The 13,173-nt window shown below is 46.9% G+C and carries 12 protein-coding genes; 5 read left to right on the top strand and 7 right to left on the bottom strand.

Going from position 1 to position 13,173, the window contains the following annotated elements:
- Positions 1-63 precede the first annotated feature (63 nt).
- Complete coding sequence (der, locus tag PMG71_RS11595; protein WP_283753846.1) at positions 64-1,425, bottom strand: ribosome biogenesis GTPase Der; 1,362 nt, start codon at positions 1,423-1,425, stop codon at positions 64-66.
- Positions 1,426-1,508: 83 nt separating this feature from the next.
- Here der and PMG71_RS11590 point away from each other — a divergent pair, with 83 nt between their 5' ends.
- Both PMG71_RS11590 and PMG71_RS11585 read left to right on the top strand, forming a co-directional pair.
- Positions 1,509-1,853 carry a nucleotidyltransferase family protein gene (locus PMG71_RS11590; protein ID WP_283753845.1) on the top strand — a complete coding sequence of 115 codons (345 nt, stop codon included), beginning with the start codon at positions 1,509-1,511 and terminating at the stop codon, positions 1,851-1,853.
- On the top strand, positions 1,825-2,163 hold the full coding sequence (locus PMG71_RS11585) for a HepT-like ribonuclease domain-containing protein (RefSeq protein ID WP_283753844.1): 339 nt from the start codon (positions 1,825-1,827) through the stop codon (positions 2,161-2,163). Before PMG71_RS11590 ends, PMG71_RS11585 begins: the two co-directional genes overlap by 29 nt.
- 26 nt (positions 2,164-2,189) lie before the next feature.
- Here the strand turns inward: PMG71_RS11585 and PMG71_RS24130 are convergent, their stop codons facing one another.
- From PMG71_RS24130 to PMG71_RS11575, 3 genes are read right to left on the bottom strand one after another with little or no spacing between them, the layout of a single operon-like run.
- The gene (locus PMG71_RS24130) at positions 2,190-2,300 is read right to left on the bottom strand and encodes a hypothetical protein (protein ID WP_430540957.1); all 111 of its coding nucleotides are present in this window, start codon (positions 2,298-2,300) and stop codon (positions 2,190-2,192) included.
- Complete coding sequence (locus PMG71_RS11580) at positions 2,275-2,619, bottom strand: element excision factor XisI family protein (protein WP_283753843.1); 345 nt, start codon at positions 2,617-2,619, stop codon at positions 2,275-2,277. The genes PMG71_RS24130 and PMG71_RS11580 overlap by 26 nt, the downstream gene beginning before the upstream one ends.
- Positions 2,607-3,020 (bottom strand): element excision factor XisH family protein, encoded by a 414-nt coding sequence (locus PMG71_RS11575; protein WP_283753842.1) that lies wholly within the window; start codon positions 3,018-3,020, stop codon positions 2,607-2,609. Before PMG71_RS11575 ends, PMG71_RS11580 begins: the two co-directional genes overlap by 13 nt.
- A 55-nt stretch (positions 3,021-3,075) precedes the next feature.
- On the opposite strand from PMG71_RS11575, the gene PMG71_RS11570 reads away from it, so the two are divergent.
- Together PMG71_RS11570 and phnD are read left to right on the top strand one after the other, a co-directional pair.
- A complete protein-coding gene (locus tag PMG71_RS11570) occupies positions 3,076-4,293 on the top strand; it encodes a NupC/NupG family nucleoside CNT transporter (RefSeq protein WP_347179258.1) in 1,218 nt (405 codons plus the stop codon).
- 456 nt (positions 4,294-4,749) lie between these two features.
- The gene (gene phnD, locus PMG71_RS11565; protein ID WP_283753840.1) at positions 4,750-5,796 is read left to right on the top strand and encodes a phosphate/phosphite/phosphonate ABC transporter substrate-binding protein; all 1,047 of its coding nucleotides are present in this window, start codon (positions 4,750-4,752) and stop codon (positions 5,794-5,796) included.
- 209 nt (positions 5,797-6,005) lie between these two features.
- On the opposite strand, the gene PMG71_RS11560 is transcribed toward phnD, so the two are convergent.
- From PMG71_RS11560 to PMG71_RS11550, 3 genes are all read right to left on the bottom strand, one after another.
- Positions 6,006-6,323, bottom strand: coding sequence for a DUF433 domain-containing protein (locus PMG71_RS11560; RefSeq protein ID WP_283753839.1), 318 nt, complete (start codon positions 6,321-6,323; stop codon positions 6,006-6,008).
- A 76-nt stretch (positions 6,324-6,399) separates the two neighbouring features.
- Positions 6,400-10,083, bottom strand: a complete 3,684-nt coding sequence (locus PMG71_RS11555; RefSeq protein ID WP_283753838.1) for a Calx-beta domain-containing protein — start codon at positions 10,081-10,083, stop codon at positions 6,400-6,402.
- Between the two features lie 245 nt (positions 10,084-10,328).
- Positions 10,329-11,441, bottom strand: coding sequence for a TIGR03032 family protein (locus tag PMG71_RS11550; protein ID WP_283753837.1), 1,113 nt, complete (start codon positions 11,439-11,441; stop codon positions 10,329-10,331).
- Positions 11,442-11,547: 106 nt separating this feature from the next.
- Between PMG71_RS11550 and PMG71_RS11545 the strand changes: the two genes are divergently transcribed.
- The gene (locus tag PMG71_RS11545; protein ID WP_283753836.1) at positions 11,548-13,113 is read left to right on the top strand and encodes a B12-binding domain-containing radical SAM protein; all 1,566 of its coding nucleotides are present in this window, start codon (positions 11,548-11,550) and stop codon (positions 13,111-13,113) included.
- The last annotated feature ends 60 nt before the right edge of the window (positions 13,114-13,173 follow it).

Below are 13,173 nucleotides of genomic sequence, written 5' to 3'. Positions count from 1 at the left end.
CAGTTAGTTGTACAACTGCTTTAGAGCAAACCTATTCATCAGTGAACATCAAGGGATTTATGCTTAAACCCGAATAGCGCGATTGGCTCCTGTGGCTTCGATTTCGCGGGCTTTTTTACCGCGCCAAAAGAGACGAATGGGTGTACCGGTAAATCCGAGTTGTTGACGGATTTGCTTCTCAATATAGCGGCGGTAATTTTCTCCTAACCGCTTGGGATCGTTGACAAATATACTAAAGCTCGGCGGTTGGATACTTACTTGCGTGCCGTAGTAAATTTTGCCCTGTTTCCCTTGGCGGTTGGTGGGGGGAGTGTGCCAACTGATGGCTTCTTGCAGCACTTCATTAACAACCGCAGTGGAAACCCGGCGCTGATGTTCGCTGACGGCATTATCGACTAACTTGAGAATTTTGGGAACTCGTTGGCCGGTGAGTGCGCTGACGAAGATCATTTCTGACCAGTCGATGAAGTAGAGGCGATCGCGCACTTGCTGTTCATAGTGCAAGATAGTATAGCTGTCTTTTTCCACCCGATCCCATTTATTCACTACAATGACACAAGCACGGCCCTCTTCCGCAATGCGATCGGCTAATTTTTGGTCTTGTTCCGTCACTCCATCAAGCGCATCAATCACCAGCAATACCACATCCGATCGCCGAATAGCCTTAAATGCGCGATTAATGCCGAAAAATTCCGGCCCGTATTCCACATTTTTCTTCTTACGAATTCCAGCAGTATCAATCAACCGGTAGGTTTTTCCCTCATGTTCCACCACCGTATCAATCGCATCTCTCGTCGTTCCTGAAATGGGGCTAACGATCGCCCGTTTTTCCCCTAAAAAGGCATTGAGTAAACTAGATTTGCCCACATTGGGACGGCCAACAATGGCGATTTTGGTTTCTGTGGATTCTTCCCAGTTTTCAATCACCGGTAAGTGAGGAATTAAAGCATCAAGTAGATCCCCGGTTCCATTGCCATGAATGCCGGAAATAGCATAGGGTTCACCTAAGCCTAATTCCCAAAATTGGGCCGCTTGAATCAGTCCCTGGTCTGGAGATTCGCATTTATTCACCGCTAACAGCACGGGAATGGATTGTTGATTTAACCATCGGGCGATTTCTTCATCGGCTGGGGTGGGGCCAGTTTGACCATCAACGAGGAAAATGGCGGCACTCGATTCGCTTAAGGCGAGCAGAGCTTGTTCGCGAATCAGGGGCAAGAATTCGGTATCATCATGGAAGAGTAAGCCACCGGTATCGACCACCTGAAATTCGCGATCGCGCCAATAGCAGTAACGATAAGTGCGATCGCGAGTAATACCGGGTTCATCAAACACAATCGATTCTTGTCTTTTGGCTAACCGATTGACTAGGGTAGATTTACCGACATTGGGACGGCCAATAATGGCAACGATAGGCAGTTTCATAGGGACGTTTTTAGGGTTTAGAAATATGTTTAGAGATTTTAGCCAAGCATTTCATTGTATCTCATTTCTGTCTTGGGTGAGCCATGAACATTGAAACCCTCTATCATCGCTTAGGCATCACCCCCACCGAACTCGCCGAGTTTTGCCAAACCGCGCAAATCACGGAACTTGCCCTCTTTGGCTCCATCCTACGCGACGACTTTCGCCCCGATAGTGATATAGATATGCTCGTCACCTTCACCCCCGACTGCAAAATCAGCCTGCTCGATTTTGTTGGCTTAGAACAAGACCTAGAAGAGTGGCTACACCGAGAAGTCGATCTGGTTGAAAAGGAAACTGTTAAACAGGATCGAAACTGGATTCGCCGCAACGAAATTCTCAACAACCATCAGGTGATTTATGAATCGCGATCTCTCCTACCTGCTTGATATTTATCAGTACGGGCAAGATGTGGTGGAATTTGTTCAGGGTATGGACGAAGCCAGCTTTGCAGCAGACACGATCACCCAAAGAGCCGTGATTTATTCCGTCACTGTCATGGGCGAAGCTACCAAGAAACTTTCGCCCGAATTCCGTGCCCAAAATCCCCAGATTCCCTGGAAGAAAATTGCCGGAATGCGCGATAAATGCGTCCACGACTATCGCCAGATTAATAGCTACCGTGTGTGGGAAATTATTCAAACCAGCATTCCCGAACTCCTTCAGTCCCTGGAAGCGCTCTTACCCACCGAAGACTAGGTGTAGCAGCCCGCAATAAGATCGCCTCAAACTAGCAATAAGGATCTCTTTGAGCCAGGATTAAATGCAACTAGATCATTACCTGCACCGCCAGAAATCAGGTCATTGCCCTTACCCCCCGCGCTGGTCGTTGGCAATCGCGATCGCCTCTTGGGTTGGAGGATAGCAAAAGGCAGGAACCAGGACTTCTTCAGGAATTCCTTGCTCAATTAAATCTTCAGCAAAGTATTCCACATTATTCTGTTCGACATGAACTAACCCATCAATGATACGCAGGTGAGCCAGAATACCGTGAATGCGCCGATCGCCATGCCAACCCACACTCATCAGCAGATAGTTGTCCGTTTCTTCGTCACAAATAGCTATGGTTTCGTCCATATCCCTGGATTTCGACCATTCCAGATGTTCGGCTAAAACGGTACGAATAATACTACGGTAGTGTTCTAGTCGATCCATTGCTCAATCTCCTCCAAATTTGGATTAAATATAAGAAGATGAATCTTCTCATCTTCAATGAGATTCTGGATAATTGTCTTTTGAAAGAGTTGTTGATAAATGGTTGAGCTAATTGCAAGATAAGGTTGGCGGGCAGACCCACTTCTGTGTAAAATAGAACGATACAAAATATATTGCCCGATTGCTTTTTCCAGTTCTGAAATCTGCCCAATACTGCCAAACACTTTAATTTCAATAGCAACAGTCATAGAGTGGCGATCGCTCTGTTTTTTTTCCGCGCCGAGGTCGGGATAAACTCGTAGTTCAAGATTCCCTAGAATAAGCGGATCGTGAGTAATTGTCCAGCCCTCTTTAATCAGAGCATTTCGGACAATATCATGATAGAGATCGCGACGGGGCATAAGCTAGTGGTTGGATATTTTCTTATTTTACTCAATCAAGTGCATGATTTTAATGATGGAACGTATTATTTCCCTATTAGGACTCGGTTTTTTTGTTGCTTTTGCCTATGGGATCTCTGTGAACCGTGCAGCAGTGCGTTGGCGAGTGGTAGCCATGGGACTGGGTTTACAGTTTGTTTTAGCGGTGTTAATCCTCAAGGTTCCCTTTGGCTTGGCGCTCTTTCGGTTTTTGGGCGATCGCATCCAGACCTTTTTAGAATTCTCGGATGTGGGGTCTGAGTTTGTGTTTTCGTCCCAGTTGGTGAACAATGAGGTGTATATTTTTGCCTTTCGGGTGTTGCCGACGGTGATTTTCTTTTCCGCGTTTATTAGTGTGCTTTACTACTATGGCATTTTACCGCGCATGGTGCAGGCGATCGCCCGGTTGATGCAATATACCCTGAAAACTTCGGGATCGGAAACCTTAACCGCAGCCGCGAATATTTTTGTCGGCTCTACGGAAGCACCGTTGCTGATTAAACCCTATGTCTCGACTACTACGATGTCCGAACTCCATGCGATCATGACCAGTGGGTTTGCTACGGTAGCAGGAGGGGTTTTGGTGGCTTATATTTCTTTTGGCATTGCTCCGGAACATCTGATTACTGCATCGGTGATGTCTGCTCCCGCAGCGTTAGCAATCTCGAAGCTCATGTATCCGGAAACAGAAAGTTCTCCAACCATGGGAACGGTGTCTATTGAGATCGAGAAAACCTATGTAAATGGTATTGATGCCTTATCTACAGGGGCTTCCGAGGGGATGAAGTTAGCCCTGAATATTGCGGCGATGCTGATTGCGTTTTTGGGTGTGCTGGCGTTTATTAATGCTCTTTTGGCTTGGATGGGAGGATTTATTGGCTTACCCACTTTATCTTTAGAGGGGATTTTTGGCGTGGTGTTTGCGCCGGTGGCTTGGTTGATGGGAATTCCTTGGACAGATTGTTTGGTGGTGGGGGAACTGCTGGGGAAAAAGACCATTCTGACGGAGTTTATCGCTTATGTGGATTTGAGCGAGTTGATTGGCAATCAACAGGTTTCCGATCGCACTGCGGCGATCGCCACTTATGCCCTCTGTGGGTTTTCTAATCTGGGGGCGATCGGCATTCAGTTGGGAGGCATTGGGGCGATCGCTCCCTCCCGACAATCCGATTTAGCAAAATTAGGTTTGCGAGCCATGATCGGTGGATTTCTCGCCTGTTGTATGACCGCTTGTATTGCCGGTGTTTTACTCTAAATTCCCTTTAAAATAGTCTAAGGTCTAACCGGAGGCGGCTAGACCTTGACTAAACATTCTTGAGAAACTCTAATTTTCAGGGTTTTACGAGTTAATAAAATGGACAAGTACGATTGACTTACTAAGGTTTTCATACTTCGCAGCCACACCTTTTTGGCTTTCCCATAACCCTGTCTTTCCGGACTTGAGGTTTGGCTTAACCGCTGACGTTGCAGGGGGTTTGCCACTGGGTTTAGGGCTATGTTCAACTGCGACCGGACTCTAGACGATAGACACCGACTCTAGAACCCAAATTTAATGGTTTAATTGCTTGCTTTGGTGTCTATATTGTTTACAATAGCATAGTTTTTTCAGAGTGCCAGCATTGTTTACACAAATTTAGGACTCTTTACACAGTGCAATATTCATCGACGAGAGCTTAAGTATAATGGCTGATTTTTCCAGGATGTTTTAACTATGAATGCAACTCAAAGAATCGGGATTAACCCAGTCTCTCTCCTCCTGATCGGTGGCGCAGTTTTCCTGAGTTTGGCAGGGTGTAGCCCCTCTCAAAATCCGCCAAAGGAGCCAAAGGAGACCGTCCAAACCCCTCAAGAAGAATGCGATCGCCCAGAACCCATGGATGAGCGATATTGCGATCGCAACCAAAACCTCGTTGCCGATCCCCCAGAAGATCCCGAACAATGGGTTAATCCAGACACCCTCATCTTTGCCTATCTGCCCATTCCCGATGCCGCCAAATACGAATCCGTTTGGGCGGAATTCATCACCCATTTATCCGAAACCACCGGCAAAACCGTCCAATTCCTCGCCCTAGACTCAAAAGCCGATCAACTCCAAGCCTTAAAAGAAGGTCAACTCCATATTGCTGGATTTAGCACTAGCACCGTTCCCATTGCCGTTAACCAAGCCGGTTTTATCCCCTTTGCCATGATGGCCGCTTCCGATGGCACATTTGGCTATGAAATGGAAATCATCACCCATATTTCCAGCCCTCTCGATAACCTAGAAAGCTTATCCGGCGGTCAGTTAGCCTTTACCGATCCCAACTCCTATTCAGGATACATTTTACCCCGCGCCCTCCTAGAAGCAGGCTATAACCTCAAAGGCGATCGAGACTATCAAGCCATATTTTCTGGCTCTCAGGAAAAGTCCATCCTCGGCATTCAAAACCAAACCTATGAAGCAGCAGCCATTGCCAACGATGTCCTGCAACTGATGTGCAATCGCCAAGAAGCCGACTGTAGTCAATTCCGCTCCCTCTACCAGTCCCAAACCTTTCCCAATGCAGCTTATGGCTATGCCTACAATCTTGACCCAGAACTGGTGAAGGCGATCGAAAAGGCTTTTTTAACCTTTAACTGGTCAGGAACAGGCTTAGAGCGCGAATTTTCTGGCACAGGAGAGGATAAATTTATCCCCATCGACTATCAAATCGATTGGAGTCAGATCCGTACCATTCAGGAAGCGCAAGGAGTCGATTACCAATTGCCTGAAGATTAAATGCTCTATGGGATAACCGAAATTGAGTTATCCCTTGATATCCAACTGGGTTACAACGGTAGATATTGAACTTGGTTAACTAAAGAGTAAAATTGAGTCAGGAGTACCCGTTCGACCATCTTCTTGTACTGTCAGAACATCTATTCCACGCAATTTTAAACCATTGGTAATTGCTCAACGAACATGCTCATCCATGTAGAGGGCGATGCTCATTTAATTAGACCTTGATTGCGGAGTTTTTTAGCCAAAGCAGATTCACCAGCTTCTTGCCGCAACTTTTCAACCCTCTCAAATCGTTCCTGAATATCAGCATCTAGTTGTTCTTTGTTATCCCAATAGTAAGCTAATGCTGAATAAATTTGGCTCATGCTTAAATAGGGATGTTGAAATTTAATTTCTTCAGGACTCCAGCCAAAAGCAAGATGACCGGCAATTAATTCAATAACTTTCATCGTTGTTCCCGCAATGTAGGGAACGTCACTTTCATTCAATTCTATGTATTTGTATTGAGTAGCAGTTAAGTTCATTAGGGTCTCCTTACTCAGTTGAGTATTGATTCTGTAGAGGTGCAAAAATCTTTCACCCCTACAGAATCAATAGGGCTTAAACCACACCAATATTAACCGGCACAAAGCTATTCACAGAGAGAGCAGCCGGTGGGGTATTGGCAACAATGCCCAAAATTTGACCCGATGGATTCACCCGAATCACCGTATTTCCGGCGACATTTTCCAGCAGTAGATTCTGAGCGGTTAAGCCACCGGTTAAGCCAATGCGATCGACCCCCACTTGGAAATCGGCAATAAAATCAGCTTGTGGAATTTGATTAACGGCTGTACTGGTACGCAGAACAAAAATATCTGCACCATTACCTCCAAAAAGGATATCTGCACCCAAATCACCGCTTAGGGTATCATTACCATCGCCGCCATTGAGGGTATCATTGTCCTGGCCGCCATAGAGCAGATCGTTGTCTAAGTCTCCAAAGAGTTGATCGGCTCCCTGGTTACCATAAAGGGTATCGTCATTTTGGCCACCCCGGACGACATCATTGCCTTGACCCCCGTACAGCAGGTCATTTCCAGTATTACCATTAATGCCATCATTGCCATCATTGCCGTTAATGCCATCATTTCCTGAGCCACCAGAGATAATATCATTGCCTTGCAAACCGGAAACTTGATCGTTTCCATCTCCCGCATCAATTACATCATTGCCTGGTGTACCAAAGATGATGTTATTGCCTGCATCTCCAGGGGTTGGGGTTGGGGTTGGCGTTGGGGTTGGCGTTGTCGGATCGGAGGGGGGAGCAACCGGATCGGAAGGAGTGGGAGTAGGTGTTGGGGTTGGCGTTGGGGTAGGAGTGGGGGTTGGGGTGGGAGTGGTGTCATTATCGGCGATCGCCGCAGTCACACTCGCCAGAGTAATATTATTAAAACTCGCATCCGTGCTAATGCTAGTATGGCGAATCACACTACTATGATTGCCTTCTGCTACTGTATCATCCACCGCTCGTACCATTGCCGTTTGTGGCGTATTCCAATTGGCCGGAGTAAAGGTAAAGCTCGATGGGGTGATCAGGGCCTGGCCATCAGGAACTACAGAAACGATCACATTGGCAGAAGGTTCACGAGTTAACACCACTGTGTAATCGTCCGTTGCCCCTCCTTCAACCAAATTCGTGCTACCCCCAGATTCCACAAAGCTAACTGAACTATTCGGAGTCGGAGTTGGCGTTGGCGTTGGCGTTGGCGTTGGCGTCGGAGGAGAGCCATCATTATCCGTAATGGTAGCAGTTACCGTTGGCACAGGAGAATTGTTATAACCCGGATCGCTCGGAGCATTAACGGTATGCTGAATGGTGCTGCTGTGAGTTCCCTCCGCCACATTATCATCCACTGCTGTGACGGTAACCGTTTGGGCAACATTCCAACTATTGGGAGTAAACACAACCGTTGAGGGTACGGCTGTAGATTGAGTATCCGCAGCGACAGAAACAATCACATTACCCGTTGTGGGACGACTCAGGCGTAGGGTATAGGTGTCGGTACTGCCCCCTTCGGCGATCGCTGTAGTCCCCCCAGACTCCTCTAAAATCACCCGTCCGACTTCCGCATTAATGACGGAGACATCGCTAGGATTAATCCCGTTATAGCTAGTATCGGTACTGGTAGCAGCCGCTAACAACACCTGATAGGCAACATCGCCATCATCAATATTATCGGGAACTCCAGTAACGGTAACTGTTTGCGCTGTATTCCAGTTACTGGGGGTAAACACCAGGCTTTGGGGGGCAACCGTTCCTTCTGTGGTGTCACTACTGCTGACAGGAATGGTGACATTAGCTGTGGGCTGAGTATTCAGGACGACTGAAAATTCTGCGGTTGCTCCCGCTTCTGTCGTCCTCAGTCCTGATGTCGGATTAACAGTAATGCCGACGGTATCGTTATCCACATTGGTGACGGTCACTTGTCCGGGGGTGAGAGTATTGTAATTCGTATCGCTACTGCTGGCGCTGGCGGTAATGGTATACTCGATATTGCCATCCGCAATTTGATCGTCAACTCCAGTAATGGTCACCGCTTGGGTAACATTCCAGTTTTGGGACGTAAAGGTTAATGTGGCTGGAGAGACCGTCCCTTCAGTGGTGTCATTACTGGTAAGATTTACGGTTACATTAGCAGTGGGTTGGGTATTGAGGGAGACATTAAAATTCGCTGTTCCCCCGGCTTCTGTGGTGGTTAATCCGGTATCTGGTTCCAGTTTCAAACCCGGAATATCATCATCCAAGATTTCTAAAACGGTGGTACTCTGCTGTCCGAGTTCACCATTAGTGATGATACCCAAGTTAAAATTAACGGTTTCTGTAGATTCCGTTTCTTGGTCTTGTTGAATGGTAACGGGAACGGTTTTGGTGGTTTCGTTGGGATTAAAGGCGAGGGTGAGGGGGAAGTTGCTGTTGTCATAATCTCCATTTGCGCCCCCGGTCGCTGTTCCTCCAGCGATCTCCACCTGAACTTGGGAGGTAACGTCTAAATTACCGGTGCGGTTGAGGGTAATTTCGCCATTGACGAGACTGCCATCTTCATTGACTTGATAGGTGGCTTCTGAGAATTCAATCAGGGTATTGGAGACATAGCGTTGGGCGTAGACTCCTGTACCATCGCCATCTTGCCCTTGACTTTGCCAGGCGATCGCCAGTTGCCCATTATCAGAGATGGCGATCGCGGGATTATCCTGATCGTTAGTGGTAAACGTATTAACCTTAAATTCCGCCCCTTGCGGTTGTCCTTGGGAATTATACTGCCGAGCGTAAACCCCGTCTTCACTGCCATCTTGGACAGCACTTTCCCAAGTAATAAAAAAGCCCCCATTATTATCCATGGTGACTTCCGGCGATCGCTGGTTGCCCGCAGTAAACGTATTAACTTGAAACTCAGGCCCTACAGCCGCCCCATCGCTATCATAGCGTTGGGCATAAATCCCTGCCTCACTCCCATCTTGACTGGCACTTTCCCAGGTAATGACAAACTGCCCATCATCATTGATCGCAACTGAGGGACTGCGCTGATCGTCAGCCGTAAAGGAGTTTACCCTAAATTCCCCTCCCACGGGGCTGCCATTACTGTCATAGCGTTGGGCATAAATTCCAGCACCGCTACCATCTTGCCCGTTGCTCTGCCAAGCAATAATAAAATTGCCATTGGCATTCATGGCGACTGCGGGGAAGGATTGAAAATCCGTGGTGAAGCTATTAACTCTAAATTCTCCTCCCGCAGGGCTGCCATCAGCATTATATCGTTGGGCATAAATACCATTGCCATCACCATCTTGGCCAAAACTCGACCAAGTAATCACAAAATTGCCATTACCACCTAAAGCAACAGCAGGAGCTTCCTGAAAGCTGTTTGTTTCTGTATTGACTCGGAACTCTGAACCTTGAGCGGCTCCAGTATTGTTATACCGTTGGGCATAAACCCCATTGAAACTGCCATCTTGTCCATAACTTGTCCAAGCAATTACAAAGTCTCCATCTGTGTCTATGCCCACAGATGACTGAAACTGGAAACTATTGGTTTGAGTATTAACGCGAAATTCTGAACCTTGAGCGGCTCCAGCATTGTTGTAGCGTTGAGCATAGACTCCAGTTTGACTGCCATCTTGGTTATAACTGGCCCAAGTAATGACAAAATCACCATCAGCATCGATCGCGATCGCTGGGGACTCTTGGCGATTTGCTGTCGTACTATTAACTTTGAATTCTGAACCAACTGGATTGATAGCCATCAGTTTTCTCTCCTAGGGGAATATAGGTAAATGCAAGGAATAGGGTGCGATCGCACCAGGTTATGGATAATCTGTTTCGAGTCAATGTTATCAACAGATTTCTCTTTTGGAGAACATCACCACAGAGTTTAATAATTACGGGTGAGAGGATTTTAAGGTTCTATTAAGTGGGTATTTCTCTTGGGCGATCGCAGAGTGCGATACCCAGCATGATGACCTCCCATCCCAGACTACCCAAACTTTCTCTAGCCAGAATCGCCAGAATCTCGTATTTCTGAGGACGGACGTAACCAGTAGGCAAAGTCAGGAGCGGTAAAGGCTTGGCGAGTTGCGGGTTTTTCCAGATTTAACAGGCTTGGACGATTGACTCCAGCCAGGATTTGGATATCATACAACTCTTGAGTGCCACTGGAAAAGGTTAAGGAACCGATGGGTTGTCCAGTGTCCAGGTTAATCAAGGCGATACCACAGACTAAACTTGGAAATCGCGTTTGCAGAGGCAACCCCCCAAAAATAGCGGTTTCGCGAATTTGGGATAGGGCCACTAATGCCGTGTTTCCCACAAAGGCTAGACCCCGACCAAAGCCAGGTAAAGCACAAACCACATCGTAAGTGCAGGTTTTAGGATCGATACGCCACAATTCTCCCGTACCAGAGTTAAGCGCCCATAAATACCCCTGATACCATCGGGGAGAATGGGGCATAGACAGACCGTCTAGAATGATTTCGTTGCTCTCTACGTCCAGAATAATGCCGCCTGTGGCTTTATTCGATCGCCATCCCCCAACAGTATTCGTTTTACCCAGAGCAGTGACATACTTGGGTTTTCCGTTAACCATAGCTAGGCCATTCAAGTGGCAGCGATCTTCCGGCGCAAGTTCAGTGATAAACGGGGGTTGCCATCGAGGAACAAAGCTAAAATCAGGGCTGAGGGTGGCTAAACAGGAGAAGCGAGTATTGACGATCCAAATGTCCTCTTGGCCAAAACTGAGGTCATGGATATTCAGATCTCCTGTCCAGTAGCTAACGCGAGGTAAATAGAGGCTATCATAACGCCCCGGTTGATGCTCTAGGTAGTGTGTGGCTAGGGTGGGGGAGTTCGCACAGAGGATCACTTGATGACGGGTGGCGATCGCCAAACGATAACCCGATACCGCTAAACCCATGGGTTTATCAAACTGACGCAAGAGTAGATTAACCTGCTGTCCATTCCATCCGATGACCGCCACACTACCCGCTTGATAAGTGCTTAAAATCAGACTAAGATTAGCCTTAGCGAGCCATTCGATAAATCCGGGATCGGCATCACAGGCGATCGCCGTCTGGGGAGGAGAAGCCAGTTGGGGGTCAAAAGTCATAGCTGTGTTTGCTCGGTATTTTCCAAGGGCGATCGGATGAAATCCTAATTTTATTGTTATAACTAAGCTGTAAGTCGTTATTTTGGCTGTGAGGAAACCGTAAAACGTGAAGGTCTTATTAATTTATCCCCTATTTCCACAAACCTTTTGGTCTTATGATACCCTGCTGGACTTAGTAGACCTCAAAGTGTTGTTTCCCCCATTAGGACTGATCACCGTAGCGGGCATTCTACCGCAAGAGTGGGAATTTAAATTATGCGATCGCAACGTGCGCCCCGTCACCGAAGCCGAATGGGAATGGGCCGATCTCGTCATCCTCTCCGCCATGATCGTCCAAAAACAAGACCTCACTGACCAAATTCAAGAAGCCAAAAAACGAGGGAAATTAGTGGCTGTTGGTGGCCCTTATCCCACCTCCGTTCCCAGTGATTCACAAGCGGCTGGAGCCGACTTTCTCGTATTAGATGAAGGCGAAATTACCCTACCTTTACTCGTCGAAGCCTTAGAAAAAGGGGAAACCAGTGGCATCTTTCGAGCCACAGAAAAACCTGACGTAACCATAACTCCCGTCCCTCGATATGACCTGCTAGAATTCGATGCCTACGACTCCATGTCCGTGCAATTTTCCCGTGGTTGTCCCTTTCAATGCGAATTCTGCGATATTATTACCCTCTATGGTCGTAAACCCCGCACCAAATCCCCTCAACAACTGTTAAAAGAACTCGACTATTTGTATGAATTGGGTTGGCGCAGAGGCGTATTTATGGTCGATGATAATTTTATCGGCAATAAGCGCAATGTTAAACAACTCCTCAAAGCACTCAAAGTTTGGCAAGCTGAACATAACTATCCTTTCCGATTTAACACCGAAGCCTCCGTTGATTTAGCCCAAGATCCAGAACTGATGGATCTCATGAGCGAATGCTATTTTGATGCTGTATTTTTAGGCATTGAAACCCCAGATGAAGATAGCCTAACCTTAACTAAGAAATTCCAGAATACCAGAGGCTCTTTACTAGAAGCCGTCGATACCATCACTCGCCATGGTTTGCGACCTATGGCAGGCTTTATCATCGGTTTCGATGGCGAGAAAAAAGGCGCTGCCGATCGCATCATTCGCTTTGTAGAACAAGCGGCTATTCCTACCGCCATGTTTGGCATGTTACAAGCTCTGCCCACAACCGCATTATGGGATCGACTAGAAAAAGAAGGGCGGCTCTTTTATGATGGTAAACAAGATGGCAACCAACGGGCATTAATGAACTTTATTCCCACTCGTCCCATCGAAGAAATTGCCGAAGAATATATTGATGCCTTTTGGACATTATACGATCCAGAAGTCTTTTTAGATCGTACCTATCGCTGTTTCCTGAAATTAAGAATGCCGAAAGCCACCCCTCCAGGCAAATTCCCCAGTTGGAAAGATCTTAGAGCTTTAAGTATTATTATTTGGCGACAAGGCATGAAACGGAAAACACGCTGGAAATTCTGGCATCATTTATTTTCAATTCTGCGCCATAATCCAGCAATTTGGGATCATTATTTAACCATTTGTGCCCATGTCGAACACTTTATGGTATATCGAGAGATTGTCCGTGATGATATTCAGCAGCAGTTAAAAGAGTTTAAGAGGAAAGAAAAGCAACTTGCACGAATTCCCTCTACTCTATAAGGGTGGAGACTTAAGATTTGACTAAGACAATTTTCCGGACTTTTCCAGTGCTAGAGAGAC

Source organism: Roseofilum acuticapitatum BLCC-M154, from assembly GCF_030068475.1.
GTDB lineage: Bacteria > Cyanobacteriota > Cyanobacteriia > Cyanobacteriales > Desertifilaceae > Roseofilum > Roseofilum acuticapitatum.
This window is presented reverse-complemented; position numbering and strand designations above follow the sequence as displayed.

What these genes read in the sequence shown, in the direction of transcription:
- der (WP_283753846.1), bottom strand. Translation starts at nt 1,425, where the DNA reads ATGAAACTGCCTATCGTTGCCATTATTGGCCGTCCCAATGTCGGTAAA.
- PMG71_RS11590 (WP_283753845.1), top strand. Translation starts at nt 1,509, where the DNA reads ATGAACATTGAAACCCTCTATCATCGCTTAGGCATCACCCCCACCGAA.
- PMG71_RS11585 (WP_283753844.1), top strand. Translation starts at nt 1,825, where the DNA reads ATGAATCGCGATCTCTCCTACCTGCTTGATATTTATCAGTACGGGCAA.
- PMG71_RS11580 (WP_283753843.1), bottom strand. Translation starts at nt 2,619, where the DNA reads ATGGATCGACTAGAACACTACCGTAGTATTATTCGTACCGTTTTAGCC.
- PMG71_RS11575 (WP_283753842.1), bottom strand. Translation starts at nt 3,020, where the DNA reads ATGCCCCGTCGCGATCTCTATCATGATATTGTCCGAAATGCTCTGATT.
- PMG71_RS11570 (WP_347179258.1), top strand. Translation starts at nt 3,076, where the DNA reads ATGGAACGTATTATTTCCCTATTAGGACTCGGTTTTTTTGTTGCTTTT.
- phnD (WP_283753840.1), top strand. Translation starts at nt 4,750, where the DNA reads ATGAATGCAACTCAAAGAATCGGGATTAACCCAGTCTCTCTCCTCCTG.
- PMG71_RS11560 (WP_283753839.1), bottom strand. Translation starts at nt 6,323, where the DNA reads ATGAACTTAACTGCTACTCAATACAAATACATAGAATTGAATGAAAGT.
- PMG71_RS11555 (WP_283753838.1), bottom strand. Translation starts at nt 10,083, where the DNA reads ATGGCTATCAATCCAGTTGGTTCAGAATTCAAAGTTAATAGTACGACA.
- PMG71_RS11550 (WP_283753837.1), bottom strand. Translation starts at nt 11,441, where the DNA reads ATGACTTTTGACCCCCAACTGGCTTCTCCTCCCCAGACGGCGATCGCC.